This is a genomic window from Rhizobium sp. T1470 (assembly GCF_042140505.1).
GTDB lineage: Bacteria > Pseudomonadota > Alphaproteobacteria > Rhizobiales > Rhizobiaceae > Rhizobium > Rhizobium favelukesii.
Map to the genome: position 1 here is coordinate 526,953 of NZ_CP148094.1, position 17,929 is coordinate 544,881.

At 59.6% G+C, this 17,929-nt stretch carries 18 protein-coding genes and 2 pseudogenes; 6 read left to right on the plus strand and 14 right to left on the minus strand.

The genetic code is table 11. The features are described from left to right. Positions 1–89 precede the first annotated feature (89 nt). The gene (locus WGT02_RS36895) at positions 90–554 is read right to left on the minus strand and encodes a GbsR/MarR family transcriptional regulator (protein ID WP_024316635.1); all 465 of its coding nucleotides are present in this window, start codon (positions 552–554) and stop codon (positions 90–92) included. 71 nt (positions 555–625) lie between these two features. Between WGT02_RS36895 and WGT02_RS36900 the strand changes: the two genes are divergently transcribed. After that, complete coding sequence (locus WGT02_RS36900; RefSeq protein ID WP_024316636.1) at positions 626–964, plus strand: hypothetical protein; 339 nt, start codon at positions 626–628, stop codon at positions 962–964. Between the two features lie 252 nt (positions 965–1,216). On the opposite strand, the gene WGT02_RS36905 is transcribed toward WGT02_RS36900, so the two are convergent. Continuing rightward, positions 1,217–1,609, minus strand: a complete 393-nt coding sequence (locus tag WGT02_RS36905; protein ID WP_208245201.1) for a hypothetical protein — start codon at positions 1,607–1,609, stop codon at positions 1,217–1,219. A 317-nt stretch (positions 1,610–1,926) separates the two neighbouring features. Here WGT02_RS36905 and WGT02_RS36910 point away from each other — a divergent pair, with 317 nt between their 5' ends. Next, on the plus strand, positions 1,927–2,829 hold the full coding sequence (locus WGT02_RS36910) for a 3'-5' exonuclease (protein WP_375680024.1): 903 nt from the start codon (positions 1,927–1,929) through the stop codon (positions 2,827–2,829). A 555-nt stretch (positions 2,830–3,384) separates the two neighbouring features. On the opposite strand, the gene WGT02_RS36915 is transcribed toward WGT02_RS36910, so the two are convergent. Both WGT02_RS36915 and WGT02_RS36920 read right to left on the minus strand, forming a co-directional pair. Further along, positions 3,385–3,969 (minus strand): plasmid pRiA4b ORF-3 family protein, encoded by a 585-nt coding sequence (locus WGT02_RS36915; protein WP_208245634.1) that lies wholly within the window; start codon positions 3,967–3,969, stop codon positions 3,385–3,387. 2 nt (positions 3,970–3,971) lie between these two features. Continuing rightward, positions 3,972–5,150, minus strand: a pseudogene (locus WGT02_RS36920) (IS66 family transposase); the annotation flags it as partial. A gap of 227 nt (positions 5,151–5,377) precedes the next feature. Between WGT02_RS36920 and istA the strand changes: the two are divergent. Both istA and istB read left to right on the plus strand, forming a co-directional pair. Continuing rightward, positions 5,378–6,850 (plus strand): IS21 family transposase, encoded by a 1,473-nt coding sequence (gene istA, locus WGT02_RS36925; RefSeq protein WP_208245170.1) that lies wholly within the window; start codon positions 5,378–5,380, stop codon positions 6,848–6,850. Beyond that, positions 6,847–7,743: an IS21-like element helper ATPase IstB gene (istB, locus tag WGT02_RS36930; RefSeq protein ID WP_208245168.1), complete on the plus strand. Its 897-nt coding sequence runs from the start codon at positions 6,847–6,849 to the stop codon at positions 7,741–7,743. Before istA ends, istB begins: the two co-directional genes overlap by 4 nt. A 51-nt stretch (positions 7,744–7,794) precedes the next feature. Here istB and WGT02_RS36935 read toward each other — a convergent pair. The 6 genes and pseudogenes from WGT02_RS36935 to WGT02_RS36960 all read right to left on the minus strand — a co-directional run. Beyond that, a pseudogene (locus WGT02_RS36935) lies at positions 7,795–8,280 on the minus strand (IS66 family transposase); the annotation flags it as partial. Between the two features lie 45 nt (positions 8,281–8,325). Then, positions 8,326–8,679, minus strand: coding sequence for an IS66 family insertion sequence element accessory protein TnpB (tnpB, locus tag WGT02_RS36940; RefSeq protein ID WP_208245196.1), 354 nt, complete (start codon positions 8,677–8,679; stop codon positions 8,326–8,328). Further along, on the minus strand, positions 8,676–9,119 hold the full coding sequence (locus tag WGT02_RS36945; RefSeq protein WP_375679911.1) for a transposase: 444 nt from the start codon (positions 9,117–9,119) through the stop codon (positions 8,676–8,678). Before WGT02_RS36945 ends, tnpB begins: the two co-directional genes overlap by 4 nt. A gap of 333 nt (positions 9,120–9,452) precedes the next feature. After that, positions 9,453–9,650 (minus strand): hypothetical protein, encoded by a 198-nt coding sequence (locus WGT02_RS36950; protein ID WP_208245194.1) that lies wholly within the window; start codon positions 9,648–9,650, stop codon positions 9,453–9,455. A 254-nt stretch (positions 9,651–9,904) separates the two neighbouring features. Further along, the gene (locus WGT02_RS36955) at positions 9,905–10,327 is read right to left on the minus strand and encodes a VOC family protein (protein WP_024316640.1); all 423 of its coding nucleotides are present in this window, start codon (positions 10,325–10,327) and stop codon (positions 9,905–9,907) included. Positions 10,328–10,680: 353 nt separating this feature from the next. Then, positions 10,681–11,154: a hypothetical protein gene (locus WGT02_RS36960; protein ID WP_024316641.1), complete on the minus strand. Its 474-nt coding sequence runs from the start codon at positions 11,152–11,154 to the stop codon at positions 10,681–10,683. Between the two features lie 606 nt (positions 11,155–11,760). On the opposite strand from WGT02_RS36960, the gene WGT02_RS36965 reads away from it, so the two are divergent. Next, the gene (locus tag WGT02_RS36965; RefSeq protein WP_024316643.1) at positions 11,761–12,189 is read left to right on the plus strand and encodes a hypothetical protein; all 429 of its coding nucleotides are present in this window, start codon (positions 11,761–11,763) and stop codon (positions 12,187–12,189) included. Between the two features lie 556 nt (positions 12,190–12,745). Here WGT02_RS36965 and WGT02_RS36970 read toward each other — a convergent pair. Next, the gene (locus WGT02_RS36970) at positions 12,746–13,861 is read right to left on the minus strand and encodes an IS630 family transposase (protein ID WP_208245192.1); all 1,116 of its coding nucleotides are present in this window, start codon (positions 13,859–13,861) and stop codon (positions 12,746–12,748) included. Between the two features lie 28 nt (positions 13,862–13,889). Between WGT02_RS36970 and WGT02_RS36975 the strand changes: the two genes are divergently transcribed. Then, positions 13,890–14,174: a LexA family transcriptional regulator gene (locus WGT02_RS36975; RefSeq protein ID WP_225039569.1), complete on the plus strand. Its 285-nt coding sequence runs from the start codon at positions 13,890–13,892 to the stop codon at positions 14,172–14,174. Between the two features lie 77 nt (positions 14,175–14,251). Here WGT02_RS36975 and WGT02_RS36980 read toward each other — a convergent pair whose 3' ends face one another. The 3 genes from WGT02_RS36980 to WGT02_RS36990 all read right to left on the minus strand — a co-directional run bounded on the left by WGT02_RS36980 (position 14,252) and on the right by WGT02_RS36990 (position 17,485). After that, positions 14,252–15,145, minus strand: coding sequence for a LysR family transcriptional regulator (locus tag WGT02_RS36980; protein ID WP_024316644.1), 894 nt, complete (start codon positions 15,143–15,145; stop codon positions 14,252–14,254). 63 nt (positions 15,146–15,208) lie between these two features. Beyond that, complete coding sequence (locus tag WGT02_RS36985) at positions 15,209–16,447, minus strand: multidrug effflux MFS transporter (RefSeq protein WP_024316645.1); 1,239 nt, start codon at positions 16,445–16,447, stop codon at positions 15,209–15,211. A 51-nt stretch (positions 16,448–16,498) separates the two neighbouring features. Beyond that, the gene (locus tag WGT02_RS36990; protein ID WP_208245190.1) at positions 16,499–17,485 is read right to left on the minus strand and encodes an aldo/keto reductase; all 987 of its coding nucleotides are present in this window, start codon (positions 17,483–17,485) and stop codon (positions 16,499–16,501) included. Positions 17,486–17,929 lie beyond the last annotated feature (444 nt).

Below are 17,929 nucleotides of genomic sequence, written 5' to 3' on the forward strand. Positions count from 1 at the left end.
CTGCCTGTTCCATGTTGCTCACTCCTTCCACGAGATATTGCCAGACCGGCTTTGGCCCTAAGCGGGGGAACGCCGATCGAGCGCGTCGATCAGGATCGCGGCTTCTTTGTGCGCCACTGCCCGAGCGCTGTCTCCATTGCCTGGCGTATCGCGAGGTAGAACTCCGCCATTTCGTCGAGGCGGTCCCGCGTTGCTCCCGATGCGACGGTACCTGCTCCGTTCTTCAGGAGATCGGCGAGCGCATCGAGCAGGCGGTTCTGCTCGGTCAGCATGCCTTCGTAATTGTCGGAAACCGCGTATAAGGCCCGTTTACTTCCGCGCTCGCTGTGACGCCGGGCGAGTGTATATGCTTCCAGCAACCGCGCGGCGACGCTGGCGCTGCTCTTGCTGATCTCGAGGTCGGCCGTGATGCGGTCGAGGCTGACTGGCTCGGCGCAGATCAGTAGATAGCCGTAAAGGCGCGCCGCTGTCTGGGGCACGCCCCAGGGCATCAGCAACCGCGCCGCCTCCTCGATGAAGCTTTGCTCAGTGGACGTCATGTGCTTGTTTGACATATTCGGTATGTCCCGAATATAAAGTATATGAAAACGCATGTCCACCGAGCGAAGGTGGTTGAAGGAAGTCCATGCCCGCCACACCGGAATCCAAAGCGCGGACGCGGGTGTCCAGCTTCTTCGAGACTCCGCTCATCGTGTGGTTTGCCGGCGCGCTGCTGCTGTTCGGTGGTCTGCTGATCATCGCGTTCCATCAATATTGGTCGAGCGCCGCGGCGATCGTAATTTCCCTGTTTGGTTGGTTCCTAGCGCTGCGCGGCGCAGTGCTCCTGGCCACGCCGCAACTGATCCAGCGTGGCGCGGCTGTGTCGATGAGGACGCAGTCGCTTGTGCAGATGGGCTTCGGCGTCGCCGTACTGATCGGCCTCTGGCTCACCTATGTCGGCTGGGCCGCGAAGCCCAGCCCGTAAGCAATCGCGCGGGATCAAACGATCCATCGTCACGGTGCATTGAGGATACGAATCCGACCTTGTCATAGTGCGCGGAACGAAGCCAAGCCGAGAGCGTAGCATAGGTCGCCGCGAGCTACCGCGGTGTTTCAGGGATCATCCGCTTTCGGCGAAAGCATTGCGGACATCCATCGGCCAGTCCGCGAATGAGCGCAATGGACCAGAAGTAGCCCCGGAGGGATGTCTCGTTCGCGCCAATCCGGATCTTTTAAGTCAAGCATGCCGCGTGTAACCCTTGAAGCTCAGGAAAGCACCTAGCGTACCGGCTATCAGCGCCACCACGATGGTAGAGGCGGCGCCGCTGCAGATCATCGAACCTACCGCGATTGCGACCTGCGGTAAGACGATGCGGATAACGCCACCGACTGTCATCAGCCAGCCCAGCACTGTGATGATCACGCGCCATTCCATCTTCCATCTATTGTGCAGATTGACGATTGCGAGGCCGGCGAGCAGCGACAGTAAGCCGGAAAGATAGAGAAGGATGCCAGCGCGCAGCCCCTCTACGATCATGCTCTCATACATGCCGAGATTGATCAGCATGCCGAGCGCGACCGCGACGAATGTCGGTCCTACGAGTCTGGCGAGAAACAGCGATCGATCCAAGAGGCACCTCCGCGCCCGCACTCACCAATTGATATGTAGCTCCAGCAGATAACGCGTCAATATGGTGAGCATCGAACCTAGGGTCCAACAAACGTGAGCGAAACCCGCCAATGCGGCCGATCCATATTGAAAGCGCCGGCAATAAGACCACGCGATGAGTGCCATCATGTGACCTGTTGTCCTCACACCATCCGTTCCCTATTGTGGGCGCTTGCTTCACCTTGAGGGACGTCGGAAGCGCGATGGCATCACAACTTGACATGTTTGCACAGACCTCGGCGGAACACGACGGGACTGTTATAAGACTGCGGTCGGAGATGAAGCGGAGCGATGGCAGACCTCGTAGCGAAGAGGACATGGTGCGACATCTGGAAGAGAGCGGCAACTATAGGATCCTTCGCCGGCTAATTCCCCGTCCGGTCGCCGGTTTTTCCCGCGCGGAATATCCTCGCAATGGCGTTATCGTTGACACCGAAACCACCGGCCTTAATCATAGCAAAGACGAAATCATCGAGATAGGCGCCATCGCTTTTACTTTCAGCGATCAGGGAACTATCGGTGACGTCACTGGCGTCTATGGCGGCCTGCAGCAGCCGACAGCTTCGATCCCATCAGAGATCACACGGCTCACAGGCATTACCGACGAGATGGTGGCGGGGCAGGTGATCGACACGTCGCAACTCCGTGCCCTAGTCGATCCGGCCGATCTCGTCATCGCGCACAATGCGGGCTTCGACCGGCCATTCTGCGAGACCTTTTCTCCAATCTTCGCCGGAAAGCCGTGGGCTTGTTCGGTTTCGGAAATCGATTGGGCGTCTCGCGGCTTCGAAGGCACCAAGCTCGGTTATCTGATCGGGCAGGCGGGCTATTTTCATGACGGCCATCGGGCGGTTGACGACTGCTTTGCCCTGCTTGAGGTTCTCGCGCAGGGCGGGAGAGAATCGAGGCGAACGCCCTTTGCCGAGCTCTACGAAGCAAGCCAGCGATCACGCGTCCGCGTCTTCGCCGAGCACAGCCCCTTCGATATGAAAGATCACCTGAAGGCGCGCGGCTATCGCTGGTCAGATGGCAGTGACGGCCGTCCGAAATCCTGGTGGATCGAGCTTGCTGAAGACGCACTTGATGAGGAACTCGGCTATCTGCGCTCGGAAATCTATCGCTGGGACGAGGCCGATCCACCGATCAAGCGTCTGACGGCATTCGACCGTTTCAAAGCCTGAGAAATATTCCCGGCACCCGGGCGTATGGCTGGATTGCGAATGTCTGCCTACGAGTTGGGCATGCTCATTGTATCGTCTGTCATCGAAGCGAGGCATCTCCTCCGGCCGTTCCCGTCATGGACAGCCGCGATATCAGCGAACGACCTTGTGCGAGTTTCAAACACGGTTGCAGCGAGTTCCACATCTTACCGGGATCGATTTCGGTGCGACGGCTTAAACCCTTCGGGGGAACAACCGTCGCAGCTTGGTTGCCGCACGGAAGCCTTCGTTTTAAACGATTTGAAAGTTTTACTTCAAAAACTAATCGATTTTAAATCTGTGATTAAAATTTTCTTGTTGCAGTGCGAAAGATTTCGGCCTTAATTTCTGCCATCGAGCAGTTGTTTTGTTTGGAGGATCTCGCATGACTGTTACTTTTCCGCTCACCGAAAAGCGCCATGCGGACGAATTGCTAAGTATGTATCCGAGCAATCACGCGGGATGAAGGCTCGCGCGTGAACTTCAGCCGGGTTATGATCGAGTGATACGGTTCAAGTTGGGTCCTTTTGCATGCCTTCAGATTTTTCGGCGCGCTCTTCGGGCCCATTTGGCAGCCAGATCGTCGACGGCTTTGTTGAGTTGGCTGAGGTTGGCATTGCCAGGATCGTAATCGCTGCCGCCCCACCATTCGACGAGTTCGGCATGTCGCTCGTGTGCCGGATCGACAAGCGCCTCGCGGAACTCCTGATACCCCCATGGGCCACCGACGTCCTCGGGTGGGCAGTGTCCTGCCGCTTCGAGGAGCATCGGGCCTTCCGTGCCGATTGCCGGGAAGGTGCGCTCGATCTTGATGCTGTGCGTCCAGCCGTCGCCAAAGTCGTAAAGGTATTTGAACGATTTCGCGCCGGTGTCCTGGACTGCCGACAGCAGCGAGACTTTGCGAGCGTCGATGGGACCATCCCCCCATTCCTCGTCAGGCAATCCAAAACCGACGTCACGCATGCGGAATTCATAAAGATGGCTGTTGGTCCAGCCCATCGCCGCCTGCAACACCTCGTGCAGCCGACTGAGCCTGATACGGAATGGCACGACAACACGCCGCATCACCATTGGATCGACTTGATCGAGGGTGACCTTCAGGCGGACGACGGAGGCAGCCATCTTCAGGCCGCCAGCATATGAGCTGTCGCCGACGCACTTTTCCAGTTCCATGGAAGCAGTTCGTGCAGGCGAGAGGCGGGAAGATCAGCGATGCGGGCCAGGACGTCGGCGAGCCAGGCTTTCGGGTCGATGTCGTTGAGGCGGCAGGTCGTAATGAGCGTCAGCATGACGGCGGCACGATCGGCCCCGCGCGGGGAACCGGCGAAGGTCCAATTCCGCCTTCCCAATGCAATACCTCTCAGCGCGCGCTCGGCGGCATTATTCGTGAGACAAACTCTTCCGTCTTCGAGGAAGCGGGCAAAACCATCCCAACGTTTCAGCATGTAGTCCATGGCTTTGATGAGGTCGGAGGATCTGCTGAGCGCGGCACGTTCGCGTTTCAGCCACTCGTGCATGTCGTCGAACAGAGGCTTGCTCTTTTCCTGCCGCACGGCCAGTCGTTCTGCTGCACTCAAGCCGTTGATCTGTCGTTCGATTTCAAACAGGGCGTCAAATCGTTTGACCGCCTCCAGCGCGATCGGGGAGATCGGCCTGCCGTTGCGTTTGCTATCGCGGGCGCTTTTCTCGATATCGGCCAGCTCAAAGAATTTCCGCCGCGCATGGGCATGGCAAAAAGCAAACGTGATCGGCACTTCTTTCTTTTCGGCAACCGATATCGGTTCGAACCCGTTGTAACAATCCGTCTGTAGAATGCCGCCATATCCGGCCAGATGTTTTTGCGGATGCTCGCCCCGACGGTCGCTTGAAGCATAGTAGATCGCCGCCGGCGCGGCCCCGCCGCCATAGGGCCTATCATCACACACGTAGGTCCATATGCGCCCGGTCGTGCATTTGCTTTTGGCCCGGATGGGAATGGTGGTGTCGTCGCCAAAAAGCCGCTCAGCCGCAAAGACATGCTTCTCGATCAGATCAACAACCGGCATGAGAGCGGATGTTCCAAAACCAACCTGATCGGCTAGCGTCGAAGTCGAAAGATCGATCCCTTCGCATTTGAACCGGGTGCTCTGGCGGTTGAGCGGGCTGTGCATGCCGAACTTGTCAAACAGGATCGTCGTCAGGAGATGAGGGCCGATAAAGCCGCGCGGCGTGGCATGGAAAGGCGCTGGCGGCTGGCTGATCGCCTCACAATCACGGCAAGAGAACTTTTCCCGCACTGTTTCGATCACTTTGAACCGGCGCGGTGCGCGGCGACAAACAAGGTGAGACTCAGCGTCAATCAGGATGAGACTCGGCGGCGGGGGTGTGACGAAGGGAGGGCGTAGCCCGACTGGAGTTACACCCCCGCCGCGGCGCAATTTTTCGGCGTCTCATGATCGCGGTTGGCCCGGTAGCGTCGGTGATTTTCTGAGAATGGAGAATCACCTTTGTGCCGGGTCGCCATGTAACCGATCATCAGACGAGGCTTTTTATGAAGTACCGACAAAACAACCCCATTGAGGTCGCTGCCGCCAAGGCGTCGATCAGCCGGGCGACGGCTTACCGCATCGAGAAGGATGCGCGTCTTCCATCGCAGACCAAGCCGCCGCGCGACCGGCGTCGCCCCGATCCCCTTGAGCACATCTTCGACGCCGAGGTTGTTCCGCTCCTCAAGGCCGCGCCCGGCATCCGAGCGGTCGCCGTTTACAACGAGATGCTGCGGCGTCATCCAGAGCTGTCAGAAGGTGTTCGCCGTACGATTGAGCGTCGTATCCGATCATGGCGGGCTGTTCACGGTCAGGAGCAGGAAGTGATCTTCCGTCAGATGCACGAACCCGGTCGGTTAGGACTGTCGGATTTTACCGACATGGGCAGCCTCGGCGTGACGATCGCCGGCCAATCGCTCGATCATCTGCTTTATCACTTCCGGCTGGTCTGGTCGGGCTTCGAGCATGCCCATGTCATCCTGGGTGGAGAGAGCTTCGTCGCTCTGGCCGAGGGGCTGCAGAACGCCCTGTGGTCGGTTGGCGGTTCGCCGCTCTATCATCGCAGCGACAGCTTATCGGCCGCCTTCCGCAACCTCGATGCCGACGCCAAGGTCGATCTGACGCATCGCTACGACGAACTGTGCGCCCATTATCGCATGACGCCGACGCGCAACAACAAGGGCGTCGCGCACGAGAACGGCTCGATCGAAAGTTCCCACGGCCATCTCAAGAATGCGATCCGCGATGCTCTGCTGATGCGCGGAACCAGGGACTTTGGCGACCTCGGATCCTATCGCGCCTTCATCGATGAGATCGTCAGCCGCCGCAATGCCGCACATGGCAAGCGCATCGATGCCGAGCGCACGCATCTGCAAGCTCTTCCCGATCGTCGCACCACCGACTTCGAAGAGGTCATCGTCACCGTATCGAGCACCGGCGGCTTCGCCTTGCGCAAGGTCTTCTACACCGTGCCTTCCCGTCTGATTGGCCACCGGCTGCGGGTGCGTCTGTTCGACGATCGCCTCGACGTCTTCATCGGCGGCACGCATCTGCTGACATTACCCCGAGGCCGCGCCCATGCGAGTGGCAAGCACGATCAAGTCGTCAACTATCATCACGTCATTCATTCCCTGCGCAAAAAGCCGATGGCGCTTTTGGGGCTCGTCTATCGCGACAAGCTCTTCCCCAGGCCGGAATATCGCAGGACTTTCGACGCGCTCATCGAGCAACTGCCCGAGCGGCAGGCTTGCAAGATCACCGTGGAACTGCTTGCCTTGGCTCACGATCGCAGTTGCGAGCGTGAACTGGCCGAGGAGCTTGCCAAAACGCTCGACGCCCACAAACTGCCTGATCTGGCGGCTTTGAGAGCGGTCTTCAGCCCGGACCCGGATCAGTTGCCGATCGTTCATGTGCAACTCGCGTCGCTCAATGGTTATGAAGCCCTGATCGGCACGGCCTATGCGGGAGAGGTCGCATGAAGAGCAACATCCACACAGTCGATGAAGCCCGCCTCGGCATCATGCTCAACGAACTGAGGCTGCCGACGATCAAGACGTTCTGGCACCAATTTGCCGAGCAGGCCGATCGGGAAGGATGGCCTGCTGCCCGTTTCCTCTCGGCCATCGCCGAGCATGAATTGGCCGAACGCGCCCATCGCAGGATCGAAAGACACCTCGCCGAGGCCCACCTGCCACCCGGAAAGACGCTCGACAGCTTCGCCTTCGACGCTGTTCCCATGGTCTCCAAGGCCCAGGTCATGGCGATTGCAGCCGGCGATAGCTGGCTCGCCAAAGGCGCCAATATCCTGATGTTCGGTCCGCCCGGCGGCGGAAAGAGCCATCTCGCCGCAGCCGTCGGCCTCGCGCTAATCGAGAACGGCTGGCGCGTGCTCTTCACCCGCACGACCGATCTCGTCCAGAAGCTTCAGGTCGCGCGGAGGGAGCTTCAGCTCGAAGCCGCCATCGCAAAGCTCGACAAGTTCGATCTTCTCATCCTCGACGACCTGGCCTACGTCACCAAGGACCAGGCCGAAACGAGCGTGCTCTTCGAACTCATCTCCGCAAGATATGAGCGGCGTTCCATCATGATCACCGCCAATCAGCCCTTCGGAGAATGGAACCGCGTCTTTCCAGACCCGGCCATGACGCTTGCCGCGGTGGACCGACTTGTCCATCACGCAACAATCTTCGAGATGAATGTCGAAAGCTACCGGCGGCGTTCGGCCATGGAAGCCAAACGCCAGCGCGGCAGACCCGCCTCATTCGCGACAATCAAAAGCTCTTCCCAGCTTGTCGCGGAGCGGCAATCAGAACACGATGAAACTCTTGCCAGCGACAATCAACATGATAACTTCGCTCCAACCGCGACATAAGAATCTCATCCAGATTGTCGCTCGCGTCTCATCCTGATCGTCGCGCTATAGGCGCGGGATCTCTTCCAGCGTTTCGGTGACGTCCTCACCCAGTTTAGACAGGCGCGAGCCACCGCAGCATACACAATTGATCGGAGGATCGATCACCACGCGCTCGCGCTCGATATCCTCCGGCCAGGGCTTTCGCACCGGCCGTTTGCGCACAAACGGACGCACGGACGAGGTCCGGGCGGCGGCAGTCTGCGCTGCAATCTCATCTTCCGTAGCTGCCGTGACCAGTTCCTCAAGCTGCAATTCCAACTGGTCGATCAGGCGCGCCGTGCGCTCGCTGCTCTGACCGCGCAGTTCGCGCTTGAGCTTGTCGATCCTCAATTCAAGACTGGCGATCAGGGCGTCGCGGTCGGACAGCAGGGCTTGCGCATTAGCAGCTTCGGCAACCGCCACATCACGTTCAGCCTGCAATACCTCGCGCTCGGCCAGCAGCGCCATATAGGCGCCGGCAAGGTCCGCAGGAAGATCGTCAGGCTTCACAGTCATGAAGTCATTCGATCAGATTCTCACTGTATTTTCAATGGAATAATGCTATCCAACCCTCGTTGGACGCCATGTTTCCTGCGGATGGCGCCAGTCTATGCCAGACAGGAGATAGCTGAGCTGTGCAGGTGATATTGCAACCGCACCACCTTCGGCAGAAGGCCATATGAACTTCCCGCGTTCCAATCTTTTTGTGAACAAGCAACTGCCCTGGCCGTCATGCCAAACCAATTTTATCAGGTCACCGCGCCGGCCCCTGAAGCAAAACAAATGACCGCCGAGCGGGTCATGCTTCAAGACCTCCTGCACCCGAAGCGCCAGAGAGGGAAAGCCACAGCGCATGTCCGTATACCCCGTCGAAAGCCAGACTTTGACCCCTGTTCCCATCGGAAACGGGTTCATCGCAATGTCTCCAGTCCTCGGACAATCCGCAGCAGAGCCTCAACGTCGACATCGCGGTCCACGATCACACGGCGGCCGTTCGCGCTCAGCACCTCCATAAGGCCACTTTGTGCCATCGAAGGCTTGGTCGCAGCGACCGGGATGCCTGGCTCCGGAACCAACAGGGCAGGAATAAACCCCTCAATGCCACGGCCACTGCCAAGCCGTCCCTCACGTGCTGCCTTACGCCAATCGTTCAACTGAAAGCGCGTGATGCCATGTCGCCGTGCCGTTGCCGTGACCTGCTGGGGAGCGGAATAACTCTCCGCAACGATCGCAAGTTTGGCCTCGTTACTGAAACGGCGACGCCGCCCACTGTCGACAATCTCCATCCGGCTGACTTGCGGCCGGCCCTCTATCGTTACGTCCATCGCTATTACACCGTCTATATTGACGTCCATATAGACAGATCATCCAATTCCGCTCACTTCTCAGCAAGGCGGCCTCCCCCGGATGCATACATTGCTAAAGCACCTGACAGCCCACAAACTCACTTATCCAGGAAACTGTGCCGTATCGGTAAGAGCCCTCGTTGCACACGTCACGTCCTCCCATACTACTGCATTGGGTAGAGCACGTACTGCTTGGTAAGTGCCCGCGTTTGAAGAAGCCCGCCTGGCTTGTGGAGCCGTCGCGCTGGGACGGATAGCTTCCGCCGCCTCTGGGATAGTCGCAAAGCTCAACGCAGCCATCGCGGTTTCCCCCCTCGATCCGCTGCTGGACGGCAGCAAGTATCATCCTGCTGCAGCAATGTCGTCAGCCGCCTTGCATGCTTCAAGACGTTCAAGGCAGGCGCTGATACGAGGCCGCGCGTCGACACCGGAGGTCTGGATCGAGCCAACGAGCTCTCGGGCTTCGGCATGCGCAATCCGCAACCTCTCCTCGCCTCTATTGTTCACGATCACGCCAAGTGTGAAAAGCAACGTTTCCATGAGGGCTTCTTCATCGCGTTTCCTTGCCTATCGGTTCGTACCTCACGCACAAAAACGGGCCATCGGAAACCGAGGCCCGTAGGTGTGAAGGTCTGCACCTTCATAGGGGAACAACTGCTGCGACGGGCCTGGAGGACACCCGTATGTTGCAGCGGTCATACACGATATAGGCGAGTTGGCGCCTTTTGACAACGGATCTCTCAACATTGCGTTGGAGCGGCTTTCTTCCCCGTCGGCACAACCTGATCCGCCGATTACTGGATGGCGACCCTCGAGCTCGACCCCGGGGCGCGATACAGGGGCGTGTTGGGCTCGAACAATTCCACCAGATTTCCAGAGGGGTCTTCTAGCAGGATCTGCTTGCCGCCGGCGCCCTGGATAGCCTCGTTGCGGAAGCGACAGCCCGCCGACTTTAGTTGCTCTACTATTCTGTTCAGGTCTTCCACCGTGAGATGGATGCGGTTCCAGCCGCCCGGCGCCTGCTGCTCTCCTGATGGCATAGGCGAACCGCCGCCACTGCGCGGGTTCGGCTGGCTGAGATAGAGATGCATGTCGTCACGCGAGATTTCGGCAAAGGACGGGGCAGGATGCATCTCGAGCGTGAAGCCGAGATGTTTCGTGTAGAAATCGATCGAGGCACTGACGTCATCGACGATGTATCGGAAGCATGCGGCCATGGTCTATGCCTTTGCTACTTCAGTACGATATCCGGGTTTAGCCTACGCCTCTCGCAGTGAACCGCAAGCGTCCAACTCTGCCCGCGTGGGAGGTTCCGGATACTCTGGTCCGGTTTGTGGTCACGTCGATACCAGAGCGACGAAGTCGGGACCGCGGCGAGCCGGTCACCAAAGTGAACTATGTCCGGCCCGTCACAGAGGACGAATTTGAATCGGTCCTTGCAGCTTGGGGCCAAGGCTATTCAGCCTACCGAAGTCATCAGACCTTGCGGTAGCGCTTGTCTTGATTTTGATACCGGCGATCGCTCCGTCGTCTCGCTCGAGGGCCATCCGGTATGCTGGCCCTTCATTTCCTACCGTGTGGCACCCAAGACAAATGCGATTGCTGCCACAATCCCAACGGCCGTGAGCGGGCTTTCTCTCACCCGTTCCTCCAGATCGGCCAAGAGCGATCTTCCTTGTGTCTTCGCCACCCGGACCGACCCTGATGCAAGCTCAGACACAGATTCCGAAATGCGTGCGGCCTCGGAGCGCAGCGCGCGCACTTCCGCGCCGCCAAGTTCGCTTGCTTGAGCGCGACGGGATTCCAACGCTTCCTCCACCAGTGGCTCTTCCGGGTCATTGGGCTGCGCCTTCACACGCTCCGCTTCTTCGTGGTCGGTACGGCCGGTGGGAATGGTCGTTCGCGTCATTGAAACCGGATCGGACGCCGGGAAGGTGTCTTCCAGTCCCTTGTCCAACTCTCCTTTCTTACCTTTGCGGAGCTGCCGTGCCTGCTCGCGTTTCATTGATTCAACCGCAGGCGATGTTTCATTCGAGCTGGCCATTTTCTTCTCCTTCGCGTCATCTGATCTGGCAGCAAAATCGCTGCCCCCGACCGTATCCTCGTCCTCGAGGTTTCCAAGGCTGAGAGCGTCGTAGTCGTTGACGCTTCCGCCACTGTCACGCGCGCCGAAGGCCGTAGGTTGCACCATCATCGCCTTGGCATGGTCGATCGCAGTCTGGACCGAGTTTGGGATTCTCGTCGTCCATGCGAACAGATACTACCTCGCCGCCTTCACCGATGAAGTCGACCCTCAGCGCGTTGCCGTCGAGCGTAACTTTCGTGTCCATGACTTGCATGAGTACGCCTTTCGCTGGAACACAACTCCGGCCGAGCGCCGGGGTTCCGCAAAAGTCGTCGGAAGCCGACTAATGCATCCTTTTGGAAACTTGTGCGTTATGCGCAGCACAATAGGGAGTATGCGATCCCATGACCAAAGGAACTCATGGATGCCGGACTAGGCATTACATCCGCGGCAATGACCCGACCGCTTCAGGAGGGCTGTCGATGTCGGCAAACCGCTGTCGGCCGACCACCGTCGCAACGCTAGGAATGTCGCCGGGTTGGGCGACGGCGACCCGGGCGACCATCCAAGGAAGGAAACATTGACATGAGCGCGATCCGGCCACGAGCGCCCGGCTTCGACACCGACGACGAGCTACAGGAGCATCTTGCTCACCTTGAGACCGATGCGCCGTCCGACGAAGAGATATCGGTTCCAGAAGACTTCCGCCGGGACAGGCGCACATTCGAGGATGTGCGGGCCGATATCGAGACTGTGCGGGATGAGATGAACCATCTTCGGGCTCGTCTGGCCGTCCTCACTCACCAGGCGGAACTCGCGATCAGATCACGGGCCGAATGGGCGGACGCCAGCGCACATGCTCAACTCGGCGAATACCCGTGGGCGAAGCTGGCAGGTGCCATGGCGGGAAGCTTCGCGCTGACACGGCTAGCGAGACGGCTCCCCTTTGGAAGGTTTGCGACGGCGGCCGCACCGCTCATTCTGGCAGCGTTTAGCAAACGCGCCGATCGTTAATGCGTTGCCTCTTCAACAGCTCGCTCCATCGACTGTGGCCAGACTGCGTCCTTCGTCGCGAGGCCTTCAACTTCAAGAGCGACCAGGAGTGTGGTGGAGGTCTTTAAGACTAGACTCGGCACCTGCCGCTTTAGCGTACCTCTCTGACCACTCTGCGTACTACGTGTTCTTCGCGAGGTGCCGGTCGAAGTCGGCGCCCCATCATTCCACCAAATCGGGGACTCAATCCTTCGTCGCCACCACATAGGTCGGACCGAACTCCGCCTTGGCGACCGAAATGCTGGATCAAGTCAGCGTCTGGCCAGACACCGAGGCGACGCTTGGAAATCGTGCGGTATAGAATGACCGCTCGACGTCATGCACCAGGCGCCAAAGCTTGATCCAATACGATCGTGGCCGAAACGCCACCCTCGAATTTAAGGTTCATTATCTCCTGTTTGGCCCTGGCCAAAGCGAACCTCCAGGTTGACGTTCTTCAGCTTCGCGTATCTCCACGAACCGGAGAATGTAGTCCGTCATGCTTCGTCAGGGCGCGACTAGTGCCGCGCCACAGAGATTATGACTCTTTGACGGGGTAAGCTTTGCGGAGCTTTTGGCGGGCTTTTTCGGTTGTGAACATCCATTGGATCTTTGCGCCATTAGCGTTGCGTTGCTGCTCCCAGGCTGCGACTTCGGCGATTATGGTGTCTTTATTGTCGATACGACGGTCGAGGCATTGGCTGCGCAGGACACCGATCTCGATCTCGACCATGTTGAGCCAACTGGCGTGCTTGGGCGTGTGGTGGAACTCCAGTCGCTTCAGCACCCTTCGAGCCTCCGGGGCTGGAAATGCGTCGTAAAGCGCCCCGGCGGAATGGGTGGAGAGGTTGTCCATCACCACGCGGATGATCGGGGCGTCGGGATAATCGACGTCGACCAGTTCGCGCATGCACTGGGCGAAGTCTTGGTTGGTTCGCCGATCGGTGACCTTCACCCTGCGCCAGGGCTGGTGGGCGTCCATGAAGACAAACAGATTGACCGTGCCGTTTCGGCGATACTCGCAGTCGTAGCGTTCAAGCTGGCCAGGCTTGGCCGCAATGGGCTCGCGCACTTCGCCGATGAGTTGGGTCGGGCTCTCGTCGAAGCAGACCACGGGCCTTTGTGGATCAGGCGTCTCTGCGTAGAGGTCGAGAACATCCTCCATGCGCGCGACGTATTCCCCATCGAGCTTTGGGATGCACCACATGTCTTTGCGCCAAGGTTTGAGATGATTCTCAGCCAGCCGGCGACGTACGGTCTCCGAGGACAACTCGTCATGATCGGTGAGTCGGACCATCTCATCGGCCAGAAGCTCCAGGGTCCAGCGGGCTCGCCCGGGCGGCGGCTTTGAGCAGGCGGTCGCCACCAACAGCGCCTCCTCCTTGCTCGATAGCTTGCGCTCAACACCCGGGCGCGGTTCTTCACTGAGCGCGCCTTCCAGATTGGCTTCCACAAACCGGCGCTTGGTCCGGTAAATCGTCGATCCGCTGACGTTCAAGGTTGCCGCGATCACCTCGTCGCTGAAGCCTTCGTCCGCCGCCACCAGGATCTGGGCGCGCTTGATCTTGCGCGACGCATGGCGTCCCCCGCTCAACAAAACGGCCAGTTGATCACGTTCCGATTGGCTAAGCTCTACGTGAAACTTTATATTCATCGACACCTCCTTCAGCGCGGAGACGCAGATGAATCCGAAAATGAGTCCCTCACTTGACCCGCAAGCCGCAACGGCAAGACATGGCCTTACGCAAGTCCAAGGCCAGTACCTGGCCTTCATCTACGCCTACAGCCGCATCTTCAAACAGCCTCCGGCCGAAGCCGACATGCGTCGCCACTTCGCCGTTACGGCTCCGTCTGTTCACCAGATGGTGCTGACCCTCGAGAAGGCAGGATTTATATCCCGCGTGCCAGGCGCAGCACGCAGCATCCAACTTCTCATCCCACCAGAAGACTTGCCCATTCTACGATAACCCAACCCGTCATAATCTCTGTGGCGCGGTACTAGCTGCTTTGCAAACGTCGGCCTTGTTATACCGATTGGAGTTGATTAACCCCGGTAGCGCAGGGCGTCGACCAGCACCGAGAACGCGGCCGACGGCTGCCTGCGGCTTGGATAGTAGAGATGGTAACCGGCGAAGGAGGGGCACCAGTCTTCGAGGACGCGCACAAGGTGTCCGTCGGCAAGCTGCTGGCTCACGTGGTCCTCCATGACGAAACCCAATCCGAATCCGTCTTCGGCGGCGCGCACGATCATCTTGACGTTGTTGAACGCGAGTTGGCCTTCGACGCGTACGCGCAGTTCGCGGGCCTCCTTCTCTAGTTCCCACGCATACAGCCCTCCTCCGCTCAACATACGGAGATTGATGCAGCGCTGCGACGCGAGATCCTGCGGAACGATCGGCTTCGGATGCTTAGCGAAGTACTCGGGCGATCCGACAATCGCCATTCGAAGATCCGGCCCGATACGGACCGCAACCATGTCCTTGGCGAGGGCCTCGCCAAGGCGCACCCCCGCGTCGAAACGCTCGGTAACGATGTCGGTGAGGCTGGAGTCGGTTGCGAGCTCGACGTTGATCTCCGGGTACTCAGCGAGCAGGTTCCGCAACACCGGCCAGAGGACGGTCGTCGCCCCATGTTCCGAGGTGGTGATCCGGATATTGCCGGCCGGCCGTTCCCTGAGCGCACTGAGGGACGCGAGCTCTGATCCGATGCTATCAAGCGCGGGGCGGAGTGTGGCGAGCAACTTCTCGCCTGCATCGGTCGGGGCGACGTTTCGGGTCGTCCGGGTGAGGAGGCGGACGCCAAGCCGAGACTCAAGACGCCTGATCGTATGGCTTAGCGCCGACTGCGACGTTCCCAACCTTGCCGCCGCGCGGGTGAAGTTTTGTTCCTCCGCCACCGTCATGAATGCGTTTAGATCGACCAGTTCCTCACGTCTCACTCATGAACTCCTGATATCGATGGCGGGGGATTGCTCAAGTTGAAGCAAGCAACTGCTGCTCCGTCAAGCGTTTGGTGGCAGTAGCACAAGGCTCAGAAGGCTTCCGACGCCTGCCACGGCGACGACAAGGGCCAGCGGGAAAGGTGTTCCATCGGCAAGCCGACTAACCGCGGCGGAGCCGACGATCCCGGACCCATAATGGAGCGCGCCGACGAGAGCGGAAACCGCGCCCGCCTGCGCGGGAAAGTCCTGCAGGGCGCCGCCGATCGAGTTGGCGACGATCAATCCCGACCATGACACGAATACGAAAAGCGGGATCGCAAGGCCAGCCAGCCCGCCCCAGCCGGTGGAACCCGTTACCAGCAGCACCAGACCGCTGACCGCCGCGCCCGCCGAGCCGACCTGCAGAAGACGGCGGCTGCCAAAGCTCGTCACCAGTCGAGCGTTGAAGATGTTGGCAAGCATGATGCCGACGATCCCGAGCGCGAAAAGAACCCCATAGAGCTGCGGCGCCACATGGTAGTATTCGATGAACGCGAACGGCGTCCCGGCGATGTAGGCGTAGACGCCCGCGTAGAAGAAGCCGCCAGCGGCGGCGAAGCTGAGGAGGCGCCTATTCGAGACAAGCCGGAGGTGTCCACGTAGCGCGTCTAAGATCGAATCCTTGCTGCGTCTCTCGACCGGCAGCGTCTCCGGAATGGTGAAGAGCGCGGCAAGCGTGACCAGGCCGACAATTACGAGAAGCCAGAAGATCGCACGCCAGCCGGCGATAGCAAGGACCTGTCCTCCGACGATGGGCCCCAGAAGTGGAGCAATCGCCATCACGATGATCAAGGTTGACAGCATCTGCGCGGCGCGACTGCCCTCATAAAGGTCGCGCACCATAGCGCGTGAGAGCACGACGCCCGAGCAGGCGCCGACGGCCTGCACGATCCGCCAACAGATCATCTGCTCGGGGCTTCCGGAAAGGGCACAGCCGGCCGAGCCTAGCACGAACAGCAGGAGCCCCGCCGCGACGGGGAGCCGCCTGCCGAACCTGTCTCCCAGTGGCCCCCAAAGGAGCTGGCCGAGACTGAAACCGATTAGGAAGCCGGACACCGTCAGTTCCATGGAGCCGGCGTTGGCGTCGAGCTCCTTCGCCATGGTCGGCATCGCCGGAAGATAGAGGTCCGTTGAGATCGAGGCAAAGCCCATAAGGGCACTCAGGATGGCAAGCAGCCGCAGGCGCTGCGGCTTGGGACGTGCTTCCGCAGTTTCGTCCGCGACGAAGGCGGTCGGCCGCTCGGCGAAATCTTGTGACATGACGTACTCACTCGCAAAGAAGGAAGGCGCCTCGCGGCGCCTGCGAAGGAATCAAAGACCCGTGGTCTTCATCAGGTGCTCGGGGTAGCGCTCGCCCTCGACCTGGATCTTCGCTGCGGCGTCGTCCAGTTCGGTGAGATCGGCTGTGGTCAGCCCGACCTCAACTGCGGCGAGGTTCTCCTCAAGGCGGTGAAGCTTCGTCGTTCCAGGGATCGGCACGATCCACGGCTTCTGAGCCAGCAGCCACGCCAACGCGATCTGGGCCGGCGTCGCTTTCTTCTCGTCCGCTACGCGCCGGATCAGGTTGATCACGGCCTGGTTCTTTTCCATCGCCTCGGGCGCGAAGCGTGGCAGGATCTTGCGGAAGTCGTTCTCTGCGATCTTGCTGTCCTTACCCATCGCGCCGGTCAAGAATCCCTTGCCGAGAGGGCTGTACGCGACCAATCCGATGCCAAGTTCCTCGCATGCCTGCAGGATACCGTTCGTTTCGGGGCCGCGGGTCCACAGCGAGTATTCGTTCTGGAGCGCGGTGATCGGCTGCACCACCTGTGCCTTCCGCACTGTCTGCGCACCCGGTTCGGAAAGACCAAAGTGCTTCACTTTGCCTTCGGTGATCAGCTCCTTGACGGCCCCCGCCACGTCCTCGATGGGAACGCTCGGATCCACACGGTGCTGGTAGAAAAGATCAATAACGTCGACGCCCAGCCGCTTAAGCGACGCTTCGGCAACTTGCTTGATGTGCTCGGGGCGGCTGTTGACACCGGCCATCTTGCCGTCCTGGATGTTGAAGCCGAACTTCGTGGCGATAACCACCCGCTCGCGCACGGGGCGCAGCGCTTCACCGACGATCTCCTCGTTTGTAAACGGGCCGTAGACTTCCGCCGTGTCGAAGAACGTGACGCCGCGATCCACGGCGTCGCGGATGAGCTTAATGCTCTCATCGTTGCCGAGCGCGTGGCCGTAGCTGAAATTCAGGCCCATGCAGCCGAAACCGAGCGCCGAGACCTCCAGGCCTTGCCCGAGTTGTCGTTTCTTCATCGTCGTCACCTTTCGTGTTGCGAGACCGGAAGATAGGACGAAGTGCTTGGAGCGATTAGTCTGCTAAATCGGCATGCGGTCATGAAATCGGTTCATAGATCCCGCCGGTGGCCCAGCCGCTTTTGAGACGGACGACACGCGCCTTCGCGACGACAAGAACAGAACGTAATGAGACACGACTGCCCCGCGAGGTAAGGCGACGGCAGTCAGACGGACACCGCACCGCCGCTTGCATGTCCCTACGAAGCTCATTCATAATTCCCGCCGGATTAGGGTGGCGATCTGACGTTGGCGGAGCGAATGGCTGAGCGGCCTGATCGCGTTCGAAAGTCTGGACGTGGGTTATGCGCGCCGCATTCATGAATTCCGCGCATAGGTACATGCCACCGAGAGCGTCTAATCAGATCAATCTGGCGGCGCTATCTTCCTCCGCGAGATGCAAGG

Coding starts and splice junctions, on each gene's coding strand:
- WGT02_RS36965 (WP_024316643.1), top strand. CDS start 11,761: ATGAGCGCGATCCGGCCACGAGCGCCCGGCTTCGACACCGACGACGAG.
- WGT02_RS36945 (WP_375679911.1), bottom strand. CDS start 9,119: ATGGACGTCAATATAGACGGTGTAATAGCGATGGACGTAACGATAGAG.
- WGT02_RS36895 (WP_024316635.1), bottom strand. CDS start 554: ATGTCAAACAAGCACATGACGTCCACTGAGCAAAGCTTCATCGAGGAG.
- istA (WP_208245170.1), top strand. CDS start 5,378: ATGAAGTACCGACAAAACAACCCCATTGAGGTCGCTGCCGCCAAGGCG.
- tnpB (WP_208245196.1), bottom strand. CDS start 8,679: ATGAACCCGTTTCCGATGGGAACAGGGGTCAAAGTCTGGCTTTCGACG.
- WGT02_RS36900 (WP_024316636.1), top strand. CDS start 626: ATGCCCGCCACACCGGAATCCAAAGCGCGGACGCGGGTGTCCAGCTTC.
- WGT02_RS36955 (WP_024316640.1), bottom strand. CDS start 10,327: ATGGCCGCATGCTTCCGATACATCGTCGATGACGTCAGTGCCTCGATC.
- WGT02_RS36975 (WP_225039569.1), top strand. CDS start 13,890: ATGAATCCGAAAATGAGTCCCTCACTTGACCCGCAAGCCGCAACGGCA.
- WGT02_RS36985 (WP_024316645.1), bottom strand. CDS start 16,447: ATGTCACAAGATTTCGCCGAGCGGCCGACCGCCTTCGTCGCGGACGAA.
- istB (WP_208245168.1), top strand. CDS start 6,847: ATGAAGAGCAACATCCACACAGTCGATGAAGCCCGCCTCGGCATCATG.
- WGT02_RS36915 (WP_208245634.1), bottom strand. CDS start 3,969: ATGGCTGCCTCCGTCGTCCGCCTGAAGGTCACCCTCGATCAAGTCGAT.
- WGT02_RS36950 (WP_208245194.1), bottom strand. CDS start 9,650: ATGGAAACGTTGCTTTTCACACTTGGCGTGATCGTGAACAATAGAGGC.
- WGT02_RS36960 (WP_024316641.1), bottom strand. CDS start 11,154: ATGGCCAGCTCGAATGAAACATCGCCTGCGGTTGAATCAATGAAACGC.
- WGT02_RS36970 (WP_208245192.1), bottom strand. CDS start 13,861: ATGAATATAAAGTTTCACGTAGAGCTTAGCCAATCGGAACGTGATCAA.
- WGT02_RS36910 (WP_375680024.1), top strand. CDS start 1,927: ATGAAGCGGAGCGATGGCAGACCTCGTAGCGAAGAGGACATGGTGCGA.
- WGT02_RS36990 (WP_208245190.1), bottom strand. CDS start 17,485: ATGAAGAAACGACAACTCGGGCAAGGCCTGGAGGTCTCGGCGCTCGGT.